Source organism: Pseudactinotalea suaedae, from assembly GCF_009733815.1.
In the GTDB taxonomy this organism is placed as follows: domain Bacteria; phylum Actinomycetota; class Actinomycetes; order Actinomycetales; family Beutenbergiaceae; genus Pseudactinotalea; species Pseudactinotalea suaedae.
The window spans coordinates 130,873-151,137 of sequence record NZ_WNXY01000005.1 but is presented as its reverse complement, the minus strand read 5'-3'; the positions used below and the strand labels follow the sequence as shown (position 1 = coordinate 151,137).

At 69.2% G+C, this 20,265-nt stretch carries 18 protein-coding genes; 5 read left to right on the top strand and 13 right to left on the bottom strand.

Going from position 1 to position 20,265, the window contains the following annotated elements; all coding sequences use genetic code 11:
* Positions 1-78 precede the first annotated feature (78 nt).
* Both GPA04_RS10630 and gmd read right to left on the bottom strand, forming a co-directional pair.
* Positions 79-1,062, bottom strand: a complete 984-nt coding sequence (locus tag GPA04_RS10630) for a GDP-L-fucose synthase family protein (protein WP_156224062.1) — start codon at positions 1,060-1,062, stop codon at positions 79-81.
* Positions 1,059-2,087 (bottom strand): GDP-mannose 4,6-dehydratase, encoded by a 1,029-nt coding sequence (gmd, locus tag GPA04_RS10625; protein WP_156224061.1) that lies wholly within the window; start codon positions 2,085-2,087, stop codon positions 1,059-1,061. Before gmd ends, GPA04_RS10630 begins: the two co-directional genes overlap by 4 nt.
* Positions 2,088-2,301: 214 nt before the next feature.
* Between gmd and GPA04_RS10620 the strand changes: the two genes are divergently transcribed.
* The 5 genes from GPA04_RS10620 to GPA04_RS21435 all read left to right on the top strand — a co-directional run bounded on the left by GPA04_RS10620 (position 2,302) and on the right by GPA04_RS21435 (position 8,318).
* Complete coding sequence (locus GPA04_RS10620) at positions 2,302-2,868, top strand: LbetaH domain-containing protein (protein ID WP_156224060.1); 567 nt, start codon at positions 2,302-2,304, stop codon at positions 2,866-2,868.
* Positions 2,865-4,019, top strand: a complete 1,155-nt coding sequence (locus GPA04_RS10615; protein ID WP_156224059.1) for a glycosyltransferase — start codon at positions 2,865-2,867, stop codon at positions 4,017-4,019. The genes GPA04_RS10620 and GPA04_RS10615 overlap by 4 nt, the downstream gene beginning before the upstream one ends.
* The gene (locus GPA04_RS10610) at positions 4,016-4,759 is read left to right on the top strand and encodes a CDP-alcohol phosphatidyltransferase family protein (RefSeq protein ID WP_156224058.1); all 744 of its coding nucleotides are present in this window, start codon (positions 4,016-4,018) and stop codon (positions 4,757-4,759) included. The genes GPA04_RS10615 and GPA04_RS10610 overlap by 4 nt, the downstream gene beginning before the upstream one ends.
* Positions 4,705-5,964 (top strand): MATE family efflux transporter, encoded by a 1,260-nt coding sequence (locus GPA04_RS10605; protein ID WP_162458586.1) that lies wholly within the window; start codon positions 4,705-4,707, stop codon positions 5,962-5,964. The genes GPA04_RS10610 and GPA04_RS10605 overlap by 55 nt, the downstream gene beginning before the upstream one ends.
* 293 nt (positions 5,965-6,257) lie before the next feature.
* Positions 6,258-8,318 (top strand): glycoside hydrolase family 71 protein, encoded by a 2,061-nt coding sequence (locus tag GPA04_RS21435; RefSeq protein ID WP_206674191.1) that lies wholly within the window; start codon positions 6,258-6,260, stop codon positions 8,316-8,318.
* Positions 8,319-8,409: 91 nt separating this feature from the next.
* On the opposite strand, the gene GPA04_RS10595 is transcribed toward GPA04_RS21435, so the two are convergent.
* The 11 genes from GPA04_RS10595 to rpsH all read right to left on the bottom strand — a co-directional run bounded on the left by GPA04_RS10595 (position 8,410) and on the right by rpsH (position 20,208).
* On the bottom strand, positions 8,410-12,825 hold the full coding sequence (locus GPA04_RS10595; protein WP_162458584.1) for a DNRLRE domain-containing protein: 4,416 nt from the start codon (positions 12,823-12,825) through the stop codon (positions 8,410-8,412).
* A 264-nt stretch (positions 12,826-13,089) separates the two neighbouring features.
* Complete coding sequence (locus GPA04_RS10590) at positions 13,090-13,515, bottom strand: FAD synthase family protein (RefSeq protein WP_156224054.1); 426 nt, start codon at positions 13,513-13,515, stop codon at positions 13,090-13,092.
* A gap of 124 nt (positions 13,516-13,639) precedes the next feature.
* On the bottom strand, positions 13,640-15,130 hold the full coding sequence (locus tag GPA04_RS10585; RefSeq protein WP_156224053.1) for a sugar transferase: 1,491 nt from the start codon (positions 15,128-15,130) through the stop codon (positions 13,640-13,642).
* Between the two features lie 322 nt (positions 15,131-15,452).
* A complete protein-coding gene (locus tag GPA04_RS10580; protein WP_156224052.1) occupies positions 15,453-16,031 on the bottom strand; it encodes an adenylate kinase in 579 nt (192 codons plus the stop codon).
* Positions 16,028-17,341 (bottom strand): preprotein translocase subunit SecY, encoded by a 1,314-nt coding sequence (gene secY / locus GPA04_RS10575; RefSeq protein WP_156224051.1) that lies wholly within the window; start codon positions 17,339-17,341, stop codon positions 16,028-16,030. Before secY ends, GPA04_RS10580 begins: the two co-directional genes overlap by 4 nt.
* A gap of 117 nt (positions 17,342-17,458) precedes the next feature.
* Complete coding sequence (gene rplO / locus GPA04_RS10570) at positions 17,459-17,968, bottom strand: 50S ribosomal protein L15 (protein WP_156224050.1); 510 nt, start codon at positions 17,966-17,968, stop codon at positions 17,459-17,461.
* 1 nt (position 17,969) lies between these two features.
* Positions 17,970-18,155: a 50S ribosomal protein L30 gene (rpmD, locus tag GPA04_RS10565; RefSeq protein WP_156224049.1), complete on the bottom strand. Its 186-nt coding sequence runs from the start codon at positions 18,153-18,155 to the stop codon at positions 17,970-17,972.
* Complete coding sequence (rpsE, locus tag GPA04_RS10560; RefSeq protein WP_156224048.1) at positions 18,152-18,838, bottom strand: 30S ribosomal protein S5; 687 nt, start codon at positions 18,836-18,838, stop codon at positions 18,152-18,154. Before rpsE ends, rpmD begins: the two co-directional genes overlap by 4 nt.
* A 37-nt stretch (positions 18,839-18,875) precedes the next feature.
* Positions 18,876-19,256 carry a 50S ribosomal protein L18 gene (gene rplR / locus GPA04_RS10555; RefSeq protein WP_156224047.1) on the bottom strand — a complete coding sequence of 127 codons (381 nt, stop codon included), beginning with the start codon at positions 19,254-19,256 and terminating at the stop codon, positions 18,876-18,878.
* A gap of 2 nt (positions 19,257-19,258) precedes the next feature.
* Positions 19,259-19,798: a 50S ribosomal protein L6 gene (gene rplF, locus GPA04_RS10550; protein ID WP_156224046.1), complete on the bottom strand. Its 540-nt coding sequence runs from the start codon at positions 19,796-19,798 to the stop codon at positions 19,259-19,261.
* Between the two features lie 11 nt (positions 19,799-19,809).
* A complete protein-coding gene (gene rpsH, locus GPA04_RS10545; protein WP_156224045.1) occupies positions 19,810-20,208 on the bottom strand; it encodes a 30S ribosomal protein S8 in 399 nt (132 codons plus the stop codon).
* Positions 20,209-20,265: the final 57 nt, after the last annotated feature.

The window sequence follows — 20,265 nt, the reverse complement described above, 5'->3', positions numbered from 1 at the left end:
GGGGTGACTACGGTTGCGCCGCTCACCCCGACGGGGTGAGAACGGGCAGCCGCAGGGTGAGCCGTGGTGTCGAGGGAGTCAGCCTCGGACGGCTTCGCCTCGACTCTGGTACCAGTCGATGGTGCGCCGGAGACCTTCCGGCAGGTCGATCGTCGCCTCCCAGCCCGACTGGCGGAGCTTGGTGACGTCGAGAAGCTTCTGCGGTGTGCCGTCCGGCTTGCTCGTGTCCCACTCGGTCGCGCCCGTGAACCCGACGGCCGCAGCGATGGCCTCCGCGATCTCGCGAATCGTCACGTCCGAGCCCGTCCCGACGTTGACGTGCTCGGGCCCGTCGTAGTGCTCCATCAGGTGGAGGATCGCGGCGGCGAGATCGTCGGCGTGCATGAACTCGCGACGCGGGTTGCCGCTCCCCCAGTTCGTCACGGTCTCGGCTCCGCTCCGCACCGCCTCGTCATAGCGGCGGATCAGCGCGGGGAGCACGTGCGACCCCATCGGGGAGAAGTTGTCGTTCGGGCCGTAGAGGTTCGTCGGCATCGCCGAGATCCACGGCAGCCCGTACTGCCGGCGGACCGCCTGGACCTGCATGATGCCCGCGATCTTCGCGATGGCGTACGCATCGTTCGTCGGCTCCAGGAGCCCGGTGAGCAGGCTGTCCTCCCGGATCGGCTGCTCGGCGAACTTGGGATAGATGCAGGACGACCCGAGGAAGACGAGACGCTCGACGCCGACCTCCAGGGCGGCGTCCATCACGTTCGTCTGGATGCGAAGGTTCTCGCTCAGGAAGTCGACCGGGTAGGTGCTGTTCGCGAGGATCCCGCCGACCTTGGCGGCCGCGAGCACCACGTAGCGAGGCCTCGCCTCGCGCATGAAGGTGAGCACCGCGTCGCGGTCACGCAGGTCGAGCTCGGAGGATCGGCGTCCGACGAGCCGGGTGAAGCCGGCGCCCTCGAGCGCTCGCCACACGGCGCTGCCGGCCAGGCCGCTGTGCCCGGCGACGTAGAAGGGTGCGGTCCGGTCGAGCGCAGCCGGTGCGAACTCGACCTTGTCGCGGTCATCGGTCATCGAAGCGGCCAACCCTCCAGCGGAACCCGGTCGATCCACGGCTGGCCTGCGTGCTGCAGCGCCTCGATGTCGGCGTCGACCATCAGGCGAGCCAGGTCCAGCGGATGCACCTTGGCCTTCCACCCGAGCTCGGCCTCGGCCTTGCTGGGATCACCGATCAGGGCGTCAACCTCGGTGGGCCGCAGGTAGCGCTCGTCGAACCGGACGTGGTCCTCCCAGTTCAGCCCCGCGTGCTCGAAGGCGGTCACGAGGAACTCCCGCACCGAGGTGCCCACGCCGGTCGCGAGGACGTAGTCGTCGGGCGTGTCCGCCTGCAGCATGCGCCACATGCCCTCGACGTACTCGGCCGCGTAGCCCCAGTCGCGGACGGCATCGAGGTTGCCCATGTAGACGTGGTCCTGTCGTCCGGCCTTGATGGCGGCGACCGCACGCGTGATCTTGCGCGTCACGAACGTCTCGCCGCGCCGTGGCGACTCGTGGTTGAAGAGGATCCCGTTCACCGCGAAGAGGTCGTAGGCCTCGCGGTAGTTCTTGGTGATCCAGAAGCTGTAGAGCTTGGCCGCCGCATAGGGCGAACGCGGGTAGAAGGCCGTCTCCTCGTTCTGCGGCGGCGGCGTCGCACCGTACAGCTCGGACGACGATGCCTGGTAGTAGCGCGTCTCGATCTTCGAGGCACGCACGGCCTCGAGGACGCGGATGGTGCCGGTACCGGTCGTGTCGGCCGTGTGCTCGGGCTCGTCGAAGGAGACACGCACGTGCGACTGCGCCGCGAGGTTGTACACCTCGTCAGGGTTGATCTCGGCGAGGAGCGTGGCCAGCCGGGCGCCGTCGCTGAGGTCGCCGTAGTGCAGGTACAGACGCGCTTCGGGCTCGTGCGGGTCCACGTACAGGTGATCGATCCGCGAGGTGTTGAAGGTCGACGCTCGGCGGATCAGACCATGGACCTCGTATCCCTTTCCGAGAAGCAGCTCCGCCAGATAAGAACCGTCCTGCCCGGTGATACCGGTGATGAAAGCCCGCTTCACGTGTCATTCCTCTCGGGTGCCCCTGACCGCAGGCGCAGCGCAGCACGCGCTCCTACGAGTCCGCACGCACGAAGAACCTGTGTCCCTGCAGGGCGCAGCCTATCGGGCCTCCCTGCGAATCACGCGCCGGCCGGCCGTCCTGCTCGGAGACCGGACCAACAGGTGGCCGAGCGCGCCCGCTAGCGTCCGAGGTACCACCACGGTACAAAGGAGCATGCCAGCGATCCGGGTCATCGATCTCTCCCAGGCACCGGGCGCGCCCGAGCCGCTCCGGAGACCGGCGTGGGTGACCTTCAGCTGGTCCCTGGTCGAGCTGCTCCTGGTGTCCAACCGCCTGCAGATCAGCTCGCGTCTGCGCGTGTGGGCGTTGCGGCGCTACGGGGCGAAGATCGGTCGCGGCGTCATCATGCGGCCACGGCTGCGCGTGAAGTCTCCCTGGAACCTCGAGATCGGTGACCGGTGCTGGATCGGTGACGGGGTCTGGTTCCACAACCGGGACCGCATCACGATCGGCAGCGACGTGTCGGTGTCCCAGGAGACGTATCTCACGACGGGTGCTCACGCGTTCCGGACCGACATGGCACTGGTGACGAACCCCATCGTCATCGAGGACGGCGTGTGGCTCACGTCGAGGTGCGTGGTGCTGGGTGGTGCGCACATCGGCCGGTCAGCCGTGATCTCGCCCCTGACGGTCGTGCGGGGCAAGATCCCGGCCAACGCCATCGTCTCCTCGCCGGCCGCGATCGTCGTCGGCCAGCGATTCGAAACCGACGACGAATGAGGATCGCGCACGTCCTCACCTACATCAGCGCCGACGGAGCCTTCGGTGGACCTGTGGCCGTGCTCTCGGAGCAGACGACGGAGCTGGCTCGCCGCGGCCACCGGGTCGAGGTCTTCGCAGGGTGGGACGGACAGGTGTCCCTGGAGCTGCCCGGCGTCGACGTGCACCTGTTCGAGACGCGACAGCTCCTGCCGATGGGATTCAGCGGCCTGGTGGCGCCCGGCCTTCGGCGCCAGCTGCTCCGCCGCCGCGGGGACTTCGACGTCGTGCACGTGCATCTCGCGCGTGACCTCATCACCACGCCGGTGGCGTACGCGTTGCGCGGGGCCGACAAGCCGCTCCTGTTCCTGCAGCCGCACGGCATGGTCAAGCCCGACCGGCGACCGCAGGGGCGGGTGAGCGATCTCGTCGTCCGCCCGACGCTGGCCGCCGCCGCGGGCACGTTCTCGTTGACGGATGTCGACCGCGAACGTCTGCTCGCGGTCGAGCCGCGTACGCGGATCCTCGACCTGCCCAACGGTGTCTCGCTCCCCGAGGTGGCGCCCCGCGAGGATCGCGCCCGCCCGGAGGTGCTCTTCCTTGCGCGCCTGCAGCCACGCAAGCGCGTGCTCCTGTTCGCGGCTGCGGCGCGCCGCCTGCTGTCGGAGGGCGTCGACGCCGACTTCGTGGTGGTCGGGCCGGACGAGGGCGACCTGCCCGAGCTCACGCGCCTGATCACCGCGTGGGGCCTGGGCGAGCGCGTGCGCTACGAGGGATCGGTGCCGCCCGGCACGGGTCGTGACCGCATCGCGCGCGCGGACCTCTACGTCCTGCCGAGCCTTCAGGAACCGTTCCCCATGTCGGTGCTCGAGTCCCTGTCGACCGGGACGCCCACCGTCATCTCCGCGACCTGTCACATCGCCGACCGTCTGGGTGACGCCGTCGCCGCCTTCCCCGAAGCACCCGGCGGCGACGACGGTGCCGCCCTGGCCACGACGCTCGGGACGCTGCTGGCCGACGACGAGGAGCGCCGAGCGCTCGGTCGGCGTGGACGTCGCGCCATCGAGTCAGCCTTCTCAGTGGGGCACGTCGGCGATCTCCTGGAGCACTACTATTCCGGCAGGGCTCTCGGAGACCGGCCCGGCACCGAGAGTGGAGGACTGGCTGAATGACGGACGCCGCGCTGGGCACGTTCGGAGATCGCTTCCGGCACCTGAGAGACGCGCAGAAGCGCAAGACCGGGGTCCCGCTCTACACGCTCGCGGTGAACCGCCCCGTCGGTCGCGTCATCGCGGCAGCCGCACCCCGCGGGACCACGCCCAACCACCTCACCATGATCGGCGCCGCGCTGACGTTCGCCGGCATCCTCGCGCTGTTCCTCTGGGCCGACGGCGCGGCCTGGGGCTTCCTGGTGGGTCTCGGTCTCGTCATCGGGTTCTTCTTCGACTCCGCTGACGGCCAGCTGGCTCGGCTGCGCGGGGGCGGCTCAGCCTCGGGTGAGTGGCTCGACCACGTGATCGACGGCATCCGGATCGTGCTGCTGCACATCGCCACACTGGCGTACCTGCTGCGCACCGATGTGGTGGAGCCGCCCCTCGCGTTCGCGCTCTGCACACTCTTCGTGGTGGCGGCGTCCGCGACGTTCTTCGCGGGCGGCCTCTTCGAGAAGCTGACGACGACGGCGGCCAGCACCACGGTCACCGGCCGATCCCGGCTGCGGTCCGCGCTGATGCTTCCCGTCGACTACGGCGTGATCTGCTGGATGTATCTGCTCGTGCCGTTCACGGGCGTCTTCGTGGTCGTCTACGCGCTGGCCACGCTGGCCAAGCTCGGCACCACCACCATGCTGCTGACGAAGTGGTATCGCACGCTGCGGCGCGAGGACGCCGCCGCGCGCGCCGCGACATCGTGATGCGGGGCTTCGCCCACTCTCGTTACGTCACGATCCTCGACCAGGTCGTCTCCAGCCTCTCCAACTTCGCACTGGTCACGCTCGTCGCCAACGTGACCACGCCGGAGGAGTTCGGGCGGTTCAGCCTCGGATACGTGGTCCTGCTGTTCTTCCTCGGCTTCCAGCGCTCGCTCGTGGGCGAGGTGCTGCTGGTGCGGTTCTCGGGCGTCGGGACGCGGCCGCGCGGGGTCGACGACGCGGCAGCGGGCGTGTCGGTGAGCGTCGGCGCTCTCGCGGCACTGGTGCTCGGCGTCTGTGGTGTCGTCGCCGGTGGGGACGTCCGCGTGTGGATCGCGCTCCTGGCCGCGGGTCCGATCATCTTCGCGCAGGACATCGCGCGCTACGTGCTGATCGCTCGCAAGCGCTCCGGGGACGCCTTGGTCTCGGACGTCGTCTGGGTCCTCGCTGCGGTGCCCGTCATGGTGTGGCTCGTCACCACCGACGCCGATGCGTGGCTCCTGGTGGCGGTCTGGGTCCTCGGCGGCGGGGTCGCGGCAACGGTGGCCCTGATCCGAGCTCGCCTGGTGGCTCGGCCCGTACACGGCGTCCGATGGCTGGCACAGAACCGTGACATCGCGATCCGGTTCTCGGGTGAGTACGCCAGCCTCAACCTCTCCAACACCGTCGTGTGGTTCGTGCTGACCGGGCCGATCGGTGTGGCGGGTGTCGCCGCCCTCCGCGGGGCGTCGCTGCTCTTCTCGCCGCTCAACACAGCGTTCAACGCCGTCCGGATCGCCGTCGTTCCCGAGCTGGTCCGCGCCGAGGAGCCGCGGCGGTACCGGGCGCGTCTGCGCGAGACGACCCTGATCCTCGGGGCGCTCGGCGTCGGGTGGGGTGCAGCGGTGCTGCTCCTTCCCGACTCCTGGGGTGTCCTGGTCCTCGGGGAGACCTGGACCGCAGCCGCGGAGCTGCGGTGGCCGTACGCGGTTCAAGGCGTCGCGATGATCGCGTACACCGTGCTGCTCGCGCACTTTCGCGCACGCGCCCGCCACACGGCGTCGACGGCGATGCGAGGCACGCTCGCCGCGTTGACACTGGTGCTCCCGCTGCTGCTGGCGGTCATGATCTCGACAACCGGAGCGGCATGGGGTTTCGCCGCGGCAGTCGCGTTGTCGGTGCTGATCGGCGGCGTGTGGGAGCGTCGCGCACGGCGAGCGCAACCCTGAGCGCGCGTGCGCCATCGGCGGCGGATGAGACATCGCCGAACGCTGCTTCCACACGTTACTGATTCGTTATATAGTCGGCCTTTCATCGACAGATGATGGATTGCCGCGCGGGGACGGCGCACGCATCAACTCGACAGAATGCGAGCCCCCTTGTGAGCCCCATCCGGACGCACCCTCCTGCGCCCCCGAGGCCCCCAGCCCACCGAGCGACGACCACCCGGTACGCCGCCCTCTCCCGGTCGTTGCCCAGCAGGATCGTCACGCTGGTCTGCACTCTTGTGGCAGCCCTCGTCGTGTCGACCTTCTCGGCTGCGCAGGCCTCCACACCCGCAGCCAGGACCGCGGTCACCGCGACGACCGCCGCCGCGGACGCCCCGAGCGCCACCCTGAGAGCGGCCGATGCCGGCTGGACGACGAGCCGGGCACCCGACACGCCCCAGCGGATCAACGGCCTCAGCGTCACAGCCGGTCAGGACCGGACCTACCTGAAGTTCGACGGTCAGTCCCTCGAAGGTCATGCCGTCACCTCCGCGACCCTGGTCCTGCGCGTTCGCTCGACGACCGCCACCCAGCCGGGCGTCGTCGTCTACCCGACCTCCGCCGACTGGAGCTCCTCGACCCTCACCCGATCGAATCAGCCCGAGCGCACGGGGCCGGCCGTCTCTGAGCCCAGCCCCGCACCGCAACCCGGTGCAGAGCTGAGGATCCCGGTCGACGTCGAGGCGATCTCGACCGACGGCACGTTCGGACTTCGTCTGGAGTTCGTGCAGCGCTACATCAGGCTGCTGCTGGAGCGCCACGGCGCCGATGCACCGCGCCTGGAGCTCTCGCTCACGCCGGCGGCGGCCCCAGCGCCCGTCACGCCCTCCGTGCCCGCGCCGACACCTGAGCCCGAGCCGGAGCCGGTGGTTCCGACCGAGCCCGAGCCGGCTCCTGTGACGCCCACTCAGCCCGACCCCGAGCCGGTCACCCCCGGCGAACCGGAGCCGGAGCCTGCGCCCGCGCCTGGCGCCCCCAGCGAGCCGGAGCCGGCGCCCCGTCCCGACGGGGGTCCCCTGGTGTTCGCGCACTACTTCACGCCGTACCCGCTCTCGTTGGACAACAAGCCTGCCGACTCGGACTACTACGCGCGCAACTACCTCGACCCCTCCGGTGAGAACGGCAAGTTCGCCGAGTGGGGTGGCCTGCTGCGGGACCGCCCGCTGTCTCCTGGTGCTTCCAAGGGTGACTGGGAGGTGGCGAACTTCGTCACCGAGATCGAGCAGGCGCAGTCGGCCGGCATCGACGGCTGGACCCTGGACCTGCTGAGCAGCTCGGGCAGGAACTGGACCGCCGCTCTTCAGGTGATGGAAGCAGCGGACCAGGTCGGAGACTTCTACGTCGTGCCCATGGTGGACGCCACTGCAACCTTCTCCGACGGTTCGCCGGAGTCGGTAGCGGCTCTGCTCAGCCAGCTCTACGAGTACGACTCCGCCTACCAGGAGGAGGACGGCGAGTATCTCCTGTCGTCCTTCAAGGCCGAGGGCAAGCCGGTGAGCTGGTGGAAGCAGGTCATCGCCTCGCTCGAGAGCAAGCACGGCCTGCCGATCACCTTCCAGGCCCTCTTCCTGGACGCCAGTGACGCCAACATGCGCTCGTTCGCCCCGATCGCTGACGGATTCAGCAACTGGGGCACCCGGACCGAGCACGGTGCGCTGACGCGCCCCGACTACGCCGCGCGCGCCGCTGCGCTCGACCGTACGTGGATGGAGCCGGTAGCGGTTCAGGACATCCGCTACAAGGACGCGCGCTGGGCCGAGGCCTCGAACACCGCAGGTGTCCGAGCACAGTGGGAGCGGGCGATCACGCAGGGTGCCGACTACGTGCAGATCGTGACGTGGAACGACTACAGCGAGTCGACCCAGGTAGCCCCCTCGATGGCGCACGGCACCGCGTTCCTCGACCTGATGCGCTACTACGTGTCGTGGTACCACACGGGTTCGCCGCCGGCCATCACGAGCGATGAGGTGGTGCTGACCCACCGCACGCAGTTCGTCGACGCCCGGCCGTCGTTCTCGCACAACCTCATGGGCGCGCCCACGCTCGGCGGGACCTCCACCGCCCCGCGTGACACCGTGGAAGCGCTCGTCTGGCTCACCGCGCCGGCGACGGTCGAGGTGACCGTCGGAGGCACCGTGACGCGGTTCGAGGCACCTGCTGGTGTCTCTGCCCACACGGTCCCGCTCGAGCTCGGGACCGCCTCGGTGACCGTCGACCGTGGCGGCGCCGAGGTGGCCGCCCTCGTGTCGCCCCACGAGGTCGTCGCTCGGCCCTACGTGCAGGACCTGCAGTACTGGGCGGCCAGCAGCTGGTAACGGCTGCACGGCGAGGCCGCTGAGGACGCGAGCAGGGCGCTGGTCATGTGCACACGCACATGACCAGCGCCCTGTCGTCGTCACGGGTGGATCACTCCTCCACGTAGGTGAGCGTCAGCGAGGGTCGGCTCCCGGCGCTCCCGGTCTCCCGCGCCAGCAGCCGGACGTTGTCCGTGCCGGTCTCGCTGGAGAGCCGGAGCGTGGCAGGTCCACCGGCGAGAGCTGCCAGCTCCGCCGTGGACAACGACACCGTGTACGCGGTCACCAGGGCCGAGGCCCCAGTCAGTTGACCGAGCACGCCCGAGGCCACCTCGGTCGGCCTGTTGGCCCACGTGGTCGTCGCCTCCGACCACGGCTGATCGACCAGGTGCACCTGGTGGGCGTCGCCGGAGGTCGCAGTCGGGTCGCTCGAAGTCACCAGCCGCAACGACGCCGACGAGAGCACGTAGCCCTCGGGGGCGGCCGGGAGCTGGAACCTGAGGAACGACCAGATCGCCGTGTTGCTGCGTGCGGAGATCTGCGTCGATGACCCGTAGACGTTCGCGGGGTTCACCGCGGCGACCATGGTGTCCGCATCGGTGACGACCGTCTGCACCACGGGTTCGCCGACCGGGCCGGCCACGACCGCCGCGACCCCGGCTGAGGCTCCACTGACGTTTCCTGCCGCATCCGTGGCGCTCACGCGGTAGTACCAGGTGCCCTCCGGACGGCTGGGGTCGTTGTAGGAGGTGCTCGTGATCTGACCGATCCGGGACGACGCGTCGGCGGTGAACGCCGCCGTCGTGCCGCGGTAGACGGCGTACCCCGTGACGCCGACGTCGTCCGTCGAGGCCGACCAGGTCAGCGCGACGTTCGCGCCGTCGACCGAGGCCACGACACCACCCGGCACCGACGGAGCCGTCGTGTCCGGCGTCTCCGGTGCGGTGACCGTCACCGACGCCGCACCCGAGGCTCCGCTGACGTTGCCCGCCGCATCGGCCGCCGTCACCCGGTAGTACCAGGTGCCCTCCGGTCGTGCCTCGTCCACGAACGACGTACCCGTGACCTCACCGATGAGCGAGGACGCGTTGGCCGCGAAGCCCGCCGTGGTGCCCCGGTACACCGCATAGCCCGTGACGCCGACGTCGTCCGAGGACGCCGACCACGACAGCGAGACGTCCGCACCGCTCAGCGACGCCGCAACACCGGCAGGTACCGACGGAGCGGTGGCGTCAGGACCACCGAGCGGGCTGTAGGTCAAGGTGAGGCTCGGGCGACGCGAGGTGGTAGCCGTCTCGCGTGACAGGACTCGGATGTTGTCCGTGCCGGTTGCGCTCGACAGCCGGAGGGTGACCGAGTCACCCGCCGCGGACGCCAGCTCGGCCGTCGACAACGACACCGTGTAAGCGGTGCTCAGCGCGGACGCACCGGTCAGGACACCCAGCACCCCGGAGGCGACTCCGGTCGGCCTCGTGTTCCAGTTCGTCGCCTCCGACCACGGCTGATCGACGAGGTGCACCTGATGTGCATCCGCCGATGTCGCCGTCGGGTCGGTGGAGGTGACCAGCTGCAAGGTCGCTCCAGAGAGCGCGTACCCCGCAGGTGCCTCCGGCAGCTCGAACCGCAGGAACGACCAGATGGCAGTCTGTCCGCGAGCCGAGAGCTGAGTCGAGGTGCCGTACACGGTCCCCGGACTCACGGCCGCGACCATGGTGTCCGCGCTCGCCCCGACGGTCTGCACCACGGGTTCACCGGCCGGAGCCTCCACCGTGGCCGAACCCGCACCGGAGGCGCCGCTGACGTTGCCCGCGGCGTCGACCGCCGTCACCTTGTAGAACCAGGTACCCGCCGGGCGAGCCTCATCGGTGTACGAGGTCCCCGTCACCTCGGCGATCCGCGACGACGCGTTCGCCGTGAACCCTGCCGTGGTGCCGCGGTACACCGCGTACCCCGTCACGCCCACCGCGTCCGAGGAGGCAGACCAGGACAGCGCCACATCAGCGTCATCCACCGACGCGGTTGGCACACCTGGCACCGACGGAGCCGTCGTGTCCGGAGCAGGAGCCTCGACCGTGGCCGAGCCCGCAGCGGAGGCGCCGCTGACGTTGCCCGCAGCGTCCACCGCGGTCACCTTGTAGAACCAGGTACCCGCCGGACGGGCCTCATCGGTGTACGAGGTCCCCGTCACCTGAGCGATCCGCGACGAGGCGTTCGCCGTGAAGTCCGCCGTGGTGCCGCGGTACACCGCGTACCCCGTCACGCCCACCGCATCGGAGGACGCTGACCACGACAGCGCGACATCATCCGCGTCCACCGTCGCCTCCGGCACACCGGGCACGGACGGAGCCGTCGTGTCGGGAGCTGCTGCGGTGAAGTGCTGGCTCACGTCCTCGGCCGTGAGCGGGTGGTAGTAGACCGCGGTCTCGTCCAGCTGCCCGTCGAAGTAGCGCTGCGCCGCCTGGAAACCGGTGTTGGGGTAGGAGCCGATGTTGTCACCACCGACGTGCCACGTGCCCCGGTAGGTCTGGTTGCCGGTCACGGCGTTCTGACCGACGACGGCACCGTCGACGTACAGTCGCATGCCCTCCGGCCCCTGGGTCGCGACGACGTGGTGCCACTGGCCGTCGTTGTAGGCGGCGTCGGTCCGGAGGGTCTGAACCGGTCCGGAGCGGACTCCGAACCTGAGCCGGCCGGTCGTGCTCTCCATGTAGACCACGCGATCGACCGTGTTGCTGGTCCGGTCATCACCGTTGTCGCTGCGCGGCCTCCCCTGGTAGGACCCGTAGTTGACGAGCGCGCCACCGGTCGTCGACGTGGTCCGGAACCAGGTCTCGATGCTGTACTGGGTAGGCCCGTTCTCGATGAGGTCGTTCCAGATGTACTGGCTGTAGCCGCCGTCGGGCGGGGTGTCGTTGAACGTGGCGCTGCGGCTCGGGTCGCCCGCGATGGCGCCGGCGGCCGTTCGGCTCACCCCGTTCTCCGCGATCCCGTTCAACCCGACGACGGTCTCGCCGGAGCTGTCGATGACCCAGGTGCTGTTGTTGACGTCGTCGTAGCGGTAGAACAGCCGGGGATCGTCAGCCAGCACGGCGGCGGCGTACGCGGACCCGGTCGCAGACGCGGTCGCACTGACCGTTCCCGAGAGGCCGCTCTGGTTGCCGGCGGCATCGATCGCCCGAACGCGATAGCTGTAGGTGGTCCCAGGCGTCACGTTCGTGTCGACGAAGGTGAGCTGGTTGCGATACCAGTGCTGGGACTTCCCCACGCCGGTCCAGATCGGGGCAGCGCCGCCGTTGCGATAGACGGCGTACGTGATGTCCGAGTCATCCCGGTCGTAGACCGAGAGGATGTTGACCTGGATCGAACCGGCCTCGACCACGCGTGCGGCTGCCGACGGAGTCGGAGGCGCGCCCGTGTCGTTGCCGCTGAACCTGGTCAGGCTCTGCTGGTTGGCACCGTTCACGCGGGTGAACTCGCCGGAGACCCAGAGGTACTCCTGACCGTTCGACCCGGTGGCCACCTCGAGCGCACGCGGTCCGAGGTGCTCCCCGATGCCGTCGTTCAGCTCGGGCAACCACCCGAGCTGCCACTGCGTCGGGTCGTCTGCGAGCGAAGCCGTGAGATAGATGCGGCGACCGTCCGGGAACATCCCCATCGCGCCGCAGTCGTGGTAGTGGTGCGCCTTGAAGATCACGTCGTCGTGCACGAGCATCGCCTGGGTCGCGCCGGCGCAGTTGTCCCGCCACGCCTGCGAGTAGTCGCTCCAGTTGTAGGCGATGCTGCCGTCGAACCCGTTGTAGCCCTCGTTGCCGACGTAGAAGCGCACGCCGTCGGAGACCAGCGTCTTGGTGCGGGAGGTGTTGCCGACGGTGTTGGCGGGCCATCCCCGGACGAGCGAGCCGTCATCGGTGTCCACGACCGCGAAGCTGTGCGTCGCGGTGCCGTTCACGGTGAAGAAGTCGCCGCCGATGACCAGGCGATCTCCCTCGGGGGACAGCACCATGGCGGTGCCCTGCGCGTTCTTGTCCGGGACGACCGTCTGCGAGTACGCGTCCTGGGTGGCGCCGTAGGCGTTGGCGACGAACGGCTGGAGCGCACCGGCCCGGTTGAGCTTGGCGAAGCTGCGACGCTGCTGGCCGCCGATGGTCTGGAACCGCCCGCCGATGTAGACCGCGTCGTCCGCGACGGCGATCGACTGGACGGTCGAGGAGATCGACGGCGCACGGAACGCTGTCACCGTGCAGGAGACGACGTCGATCTCAGCGAGTCGAGCCCGGGACACGCCACCGATGCCTGTGAACACCCCGCCGACGAAGACGGTGTCACCATCCGGCGACGCCGCGACCGCGTAGGCGATCGCAGTGCCGGCGCTGTAGGTGAGCGGGAGCTGACAGGTCGTGGGAGTCCCGGTGGCGGCGTCGAGGATCGCCACGCCGGCGACGTTCCGCGCCGTGCCGGACTGACCGGCACCGGGCCTGATCTGGGTGAACGAGCCGCCGACGACCACGCGGCCGTTCGACTCAGCCATCCCCCACACGACACCGTTGGTCTGCCACGTCGCCTCGGCATCCGCACTGAACGGCAGGTCTGGCGACAGCGCAGACGCGGGGGTCGCAGGAAGCGTCACCAGCAGCCCAAGCGACATTGCCAGGACTCCCAGCAAGCCAACGATTCGGTTACGCATGACGCCTCGATTCGAGTTTCAGTCCACCTTGACTGTGAAGAAGGGGTTGTCCGCGCCGTTGTCGCTCGGCGTCGCACGGATGGCCGCGACTGCGGCCGGGCCGTTCACTCAGGCGGATTCGCCCAGCGTCGCGTACATGAAGGCACGCAACGTGCTGGACGAGGTCCGCTCGGTGTAGGGGAAGTAGACGACGCGTGCGCCGACCTCGCTCATCTCCTGCTCCAGCAGGACACCCTTCACGGTGTCCTTCCAGTCGTCGCCCTTGAAGATGACGTCGAAGGGGTTCTCCCGGTAAGCAGCTCGCTTGTCCTGCGACCGGTCCGGGACCGCCTGGTCGACGATCCGGAGGCTGGCGACGATGTCGAGACGCTCCTCGAAGGGGATGACCGGCGCCCGGCCCTTCATGGCCATCAGCGACTCGTCCGTGGCCACCCCCACGATCAGGCGGTCGCAGCGCTCGCGTGCCGCACGGAGGATGTTGAGGTGGCCGATGTGGAACAGGTCGAAGCCGCCTGGGACGTAACCGACAGTCATGGTGATCCTTCGAGATTCGGTCGAGCAAGGGCGTGATCCAAGCGGCTCGCCCACGGGCGGGGGCACGACGGCGTCGGGGGGGTGCCGTCGTGCCCCCTCCCCTGGGCGAGCAGCTGGTTGCGCATCAGTAGGCTCCGCGGGCTCCGAAGACCGCGCGAACGGTCCTCGACAGGATCTGCAGGTCCCGCAGCAGCGAGAAGTTGTCGACGTACCGCAGGTCGAGGCGGACCGACTCCTCCCAGCTGAGGTCGGAGCGGCCGCTCACCTGCCAGAGGCCGGTGACGCCCGGCTTCACGTGCAGCCGGTGCACCGCCATCGCGTCGTACGTGGCGACCTCGCTCGGCAGCGGCGGCCGCGGCCCGACCAGCGACATGTCGCCCCGCAGCACGTTCCACAGCTGAGGCAGCTCGTCGATCGAGAACCGGCGCAGCACGCGACCCACCGGAGTGATGCGCGGGTCGGCAACCATCTTGAACTGCGCGCCGTCACCCTTGTTGCCCTCGTCCGCGAGGTCTGCCTTGAGCACCTCGGCATCGGCGACCATCGACCGGAGCTTGAGCATCGTGAACGGACGACCGTCCACGCCGACCCGGACCTGGCGGAAGATCGCCTTGCCCGGCGACGTGGCGCGCACCAGCACAGCGGCGACACCGATGATCGGACCGGCGACCAGGAGCATCAGGAAGGCGAGGGTCCGATCCATCACGTTCTTGACGACCAGCTGCGGCCGGGTGGGCCCGCTCGTCACCGTGAGCAGCGGGAGGGCCGAGACCGCACGGAGCGAGACCCGGTCCGACAGCACCTCGTTCAGGTTCGGCGCGACCAGGATCTCGGTCTCGAAGGCCTCGATCGCCCACCGGAACCGGCGCAGCTCGTCGACGTCCATGGCGTTGGAGGAGATGACCACGGCGTCGATCCCGTTGTCGGCGATCAGCTCGGCCGCGTCCTTGACGCTGCCCCAGACACGCATGCCTCCCACGCGGTCACCGGTGCTCATGTCGTCAGCAGGCAGGCACACGCCCACGACGTCGAGACCATGCCGGCCGCTGTCCCGCAGGTCGCGCAGCACCGAGCTGAGCTCCGTGCTGCCGCCGAGCACCAGGGTGCGCCGGCGGAACAACCCACGGGCCCGCAGGCTCCGTGCGACCGAGCGCTGCGCCAGCCTGACCAGAGTCACCGATGCGGCGGTTGCGACCAGGCCGAGCAGTGCCGGCACCACCCGCAGCTCGGCCAGACCGACGAAGTCGACCGCGAGGACCGAGACCGTCAGTGCGACGGCGCCGTAGCCGATCGCCCGGAGCTCGTCGAGCCCGGATGCGGCGCGGCGGCTGTCGTAGCCGTGTCCCAGCCCGACGGCCAGGACGAAGACGATCCCGATCACGAGCGGGAGCAGCGCGCTGGTCGGCGAGCTCTCGGCGCCGCTCATGACCACCGTGGTGAAGCCGGTGACGAGCAGCAGGTCCAGCGCGGCGGCTGCCCAGCGGTAGACGAGGCGCTGTCCGCGCCAGCCGGCCAGTGCCCGGCGTGCGGGGGCGGCTGCGGCGCGGCTCGCGCCCAGCACTGCCTCCGCCTCGTAGGTCAGCTCGCGACCTTCGACTCGGTGCGTCACAGTCATGCGACGCTCCCTGCTGCTGCGAGAGCGCGGTCCATGGACCGCTGCATCGCCTCGTTACTGACCGACATCCCCGACGCCCAACTTCCCGACTGAATGGGGCCTGGCTCTCGGCCATACCCCCCGACTAGGAAGATCAAAGCAGCGCGGCTCAACGCCAGGAGTCGTGGCCCCAGGTGACGGGAGGATGGATAGCAGAAAGACCGAGGGTGACCATCACCCTCACCCTCACCCCCACCTCTCACCCCCGTGGGAGCCGAGCGGCCAGAAGCAGCGTGCGCCCCTCACCCCGGAGGGGCGAGAGGCGCACAGGGTGCGGGACGGGTCAGCTCAGGGCGTCCAGGAGGCGCGCAGCGACGTCGTCGACCGACCCCAGCCCGTCGACCCGGACGAGGATGCCGCGGGCGTCGTAGACGTCCACCAGCGCGGCGGTCTGCTCGCTGTAGACCTCGAGGCGGCGCCGGATCACCGACTCGGTGTCGTCCGAGCGGCCCTGCTCGGCAGCGCGCCCCAGCAGTCGCTTGACCAGCTCGTCGACATCGGCGGTGAGCTCGACGACGACATCGAGCGAGACGCCGGCGGCCTCGAGCATGCGGTCCAGCTCCCCCACCTGCGCCTCGGTGCGCGGGTAGCCGTCGAGCAGGAAGCCGGCGGTCGCGTCATCGGCCGCCAGCCGGTCGGCGACCATCGCGTTGGTGACCTCGTCCGGCACGTACTCGCCGGCGTCCATGTACCGCTGCGCCTGCTGGCCCAGCTCGGTCCGCTCGGCCACGTTGGCTCGGAAGATGTCACCCGTGGAGATCGCCGGGACGCCGAGGTGCTCGGCCAGGCGCGACGCCTGGGTCCCCTTGCCTGCTCCGGGAGGCCCCATGAGGACCAACCGCCGGGCGCTCGACGCCGTCATCGCAAGAACCCTTCGTAGTGCCGCTGCTGGAGCTGGCTGTCGATCTGCTTCACCGTCTCGAGGCCGACGCTGACCACGATGAGCACCGAGGCGCCACCGAAGGCCATCACCTGGTTGACCTCCATGAACTTGAACGCGATCGAGGGGATCATCGCCACGAACGCCAGGTACAGCGCACCGGCGGCGGTGATCCGCGAGATCACGAACTGGAGGTACTCCGCCGTCGGCCGCCCCGCCCGGATCCCGGGGATGAAGCCGCCGTAGCGCTTCATGTTGTCCGCGACCTCGTCGGGGTTGAAGGTGATCGAGGTGTAGAAGTACGCGAAGAAGATGATCAGGATGCCGTACGCCGCCAGATAGACCGTGGCGCCCGGATCGAGCAGGTTGACCGCGATCCATTGCACCCAGCCCGTGGTCTGGTCCTCCGAGAACTGCGCGGCCAGCGCCGGCAGCGCCAGCAGCGAGGACGCGAAGATCACCGGGATCACGCCGGACATGTTGATCTTGATCGGGATGTAGGTGGAGCTGCCGCCGTAGGTGCGACGCCCGACCATCCGCTTGGCGTACTGCACCGGGATGCGCCGCTGCGACTGCTCCACGAAGACGACCAGCACGATCACCAGTGCCGAGATCGCCAGGAACAGGATGACCTTGCCGATGCCGTTGTTCGACGTCGCGATCTGCTGCACGCCGCCCGGGAAGCTCGCCGCGATGGCGGTGAAGATCAGCAGCGACATGCCGTTGCCGACACCACGCTCGGTGATGAGCTCACCCAGCCACATGATCAGACCGGTGCCCGCGGTCATCGTCATGATCATGAGGAGCAGCGTCGGGATCGACTGGTTCGGGATGACCTCGGTGGCCACGGCACAGTCCGGGAACAGCTGACCCGTGCGCGCCACCGTGACGATCGTGGTGGCCTGCAGGATGGCGAGGCCGATCGTCAGGTACCTCGTGTACTGCGTCAGCACGGCCGTGCCGGACTGGCCCTCCTTGTGCAGCGCCTCGAAACGGGGAATGACCACCCGCAGCAGCTGCACGATGATGCTCGCCGTGATGTACGGCATGATGCCCAGCGCGAACACGCTCAGCTGGAGCAGCGAGCCGCCGGAGAAGAGGTTGACGAGGCTCAGGACGTCCTGCGTCGCACCGGTACCGATCGGGTCGACGCACTGCTGCACGTTCCCGTAGTCGACGCCGGGCGTCGGGATGAACGAGCCCGCGCGGAAGATCGCCATGATCGCCAACGAGAACAGAAGCTTGCGGCGCAGGTCCGGGGTGCGGAACGCGCGAACGAATGCGCCGAGCAATGATCCTCCTGCGGCGTGGTCCCAGCAGCGGGACTTGGCTGGGTGGCGATGGGGTCGGCACCGACCCTAACCCGAGAAACGGCGGGGGGCCTCGAGGAGGCCGCCCCGCCGTCGGGCTCAGATCTGGGAGGTGGTCCCACCAGCGGCGACGATCTTGTCCTTCGCCGAGGCCGAGAACGCATCGGCGGTGACGTCGAGCTTGACGCTGACGTCACCCGTGCCGAGCACCTTGACCTTGTGGCCGGCGCGCACAGCACCCTTGGACACGAGGTCCTCGACGCTGACGGTGCCGCCATCGGGGTAGAGCTCGCTCAGCTTGTCCAGGTTCACGACCTGGAACGTGACGCGGAACGGGTTCTTGAACCCGCGCAGCTTCGGCAGCCGCATGTGGAGGGGGGTCTGACCACCCTCGAAACCTGCGGGGACCTGGTAGCGAGCCTTCGTGCCCTTGGTACCGCGACCGGCGGTCTTGCCCCGCTTGCCGCCCTCACCGCGACCCACGCGGATCTTGCGGGTGTGGGCACCGGGGGCAGGACGCAGGTGGTGGACCTTCAGAGAGCTCCCACCACCCGACGGCGCCGCAGCGGTCTTCTTGGTGGTCTCCTCGGACGTGTCCTTGGTAGCCATGTCAGTCCTCGACTTCCTCGACGGCGACGAGGTGCGCCACCGTGTTGACCATCCCACGGAACTCGGGACGGTCCTCGATCACGACAGTCTGACCGACGCGCTTGAGACCGAGCGAGCGCAGCGAGGCGCGCTGGTTCTGCTTGCCGCCGATGCCCGACTTCGTCTGGGTCACCTTGAGCTGGGTCATGACGCCACAGCCTCCTTCTCAGCCTTGGCCGCCCGGCCGGCGGCCTGCGCCCGGAGCAGCGCCGCCGGAGCGACGTCCTCCAGCGCGAGACCACGACGAGCGGCGACCGCCTCCGGCTGCTCCAGGTTGCGGAGCGCCTGAGCGGTGGCGTGGACGATGTTGATCGCGTTGGTCGAGCCGAGCGACTTGCTCAGCACGTCGTGGATCCCGGCGCAGTCCAGGACGGCGCGCACCGGGCCACCGGCGATAACTCCGGTACCGGGGCTGGCGGGGCGCAGGAACACCACGCCGGCCGCTGCCTCACCCAGGACGGGGTGCGGGATCGTGTTCTGGATACGGGGCACCTTGAAGAAGTTCTTCTTGGCCTCCTCGACACCCTTGGCGATCGCCGCGGGCACCTCCTTGGCCTTGCCGTAGCCCACGCCGACCGTGCCGTCGCCGTCGCCGACGACGACCAGCGCCGTGAAGCTGAAGCGTCGACCACCCTTGACGACCTTGGACACGCGGTTGATCGTCACGACGCGCTCGACGTAGTTGCTCGCCGGAGCCTCGTCACGACGACGGTCGCCGCCACGCCCGCCGCGCCGGTCGTTGCGGTCGCCGGAGCGCTCGTTGCGGTCGCCGCCGCCGGCGGTGCCGGTGCTCGGGCCGCCGGTGCGGCCTCCACGCTGCGGAGCAGCCATCATGCGTTCCTTTGCTCGTTGACGTTCTTCGAGATGCTCACAGGGCGAGGCCCTTCTCGCGAGCACCGTCGGCCACAGCAGCCACACGACCGTGGTAGGCGTTGCCGCCCCGGTCGAAGACAGCGGCGGTCACGCCGGCCTTGACGGCCCGCTCCGCGACCAGCTCGCCGACGCGGCGTGCCTTGTCGGTCTTGACACCCTCGACCGAACGGATGTCGGCCTCCAGGGTCGAGGCCGATGCGACCGTCGTGCCGGTGGTGTCGTCCACCAGCTGCGCGACCATGTGGCGCGAGCTGCGGTTGACGACCAAGCGGGGACGCTCCGGCGTGCCGGTGATCCGCTTGCGCAGCCGCAGGTGTCGACGCGCACGCGCGGTGCGACGTCCTCCGTTGGTACGGACGCCCTTGATACCAGCCATGGCTACTTACCAGCCTTTCCGACCTTGCGGCGGACCTGCTCGCCCGCGTACCGCACGCCCTTGCCCTTGTAGGGCTCGGGCTTGCGGATCTTCCTGATGTTCGCGGCGACCTCACCGACCTGCTGCTTGTCGATGCCGGCCACGGAGAACTTGGTGGGGCTCTCCACGGTGAAGGAGATGCCCTCGGGGGCGGCGACGACGACCGGGTGCGAGAAACCGAGCGCGAACTCCAGGGAGTCACCCTTGGAGACGACGCGGTAACCGGTACCGACGATCTCGAGCTTCTTCACGTAGCCCTCGGTCACGCCGGTGACGAGGTTCGCCAGCAGCGTGCGGGTCAGACCGTGGAGCGAGCGGGACTCCCGCTCGTCGTTCGGACGCGTCACCACCAGGGCGCCTTCGTCTCCGAAGTCGACCACGATGGGCGCGGGGATGGTGTGGGACAGGGTCCCCTTGGGGCCCTTGACCGTGACGGCGGCGCCGTCGATCGTGACGTCCACGCCGGAGGGCACGGTCACCGGGATCTTGCCGATGCGCGACATATCTGCCTCCCTTACCAGACGTAGGCGAGGACTTCCCCACCCACGCCCTTCTTGGTCGCCTGCCGGTCAGTCAGCAGACCGGAGGACGTGGACAGGATCGCCACGCCGAGGCCGCCGAGCACCTTGGGCAGGTTGGTGGACTTTGCGTACACGCGCAGACCGGGCTTGGAGATCCGCCGCACCCCCGCGAGCGAGCGCTCACGGTTCGGCCCGAACTTGAGGTTCAGGGTCAGCGTCTTTCCCACCTCGGCGTCAGCGACCGTCCAGGAGGCGATGTAGCCCTCCGCCTGGAGGATCTCCGCGATGTGCGACTTCAACTTGGAGAACGGCATCGACACCGTCTCGTGGTACGCCGAGTTCGCGTTGCGCAAGCGCGTCAACATGTCGGCGATCGGGTCTGTCATTGTCATCGGGCCTCAGCCCTTCCTCGTCGGGGTTTCCACTCGGCACCGCATCGCGGTGTCCTT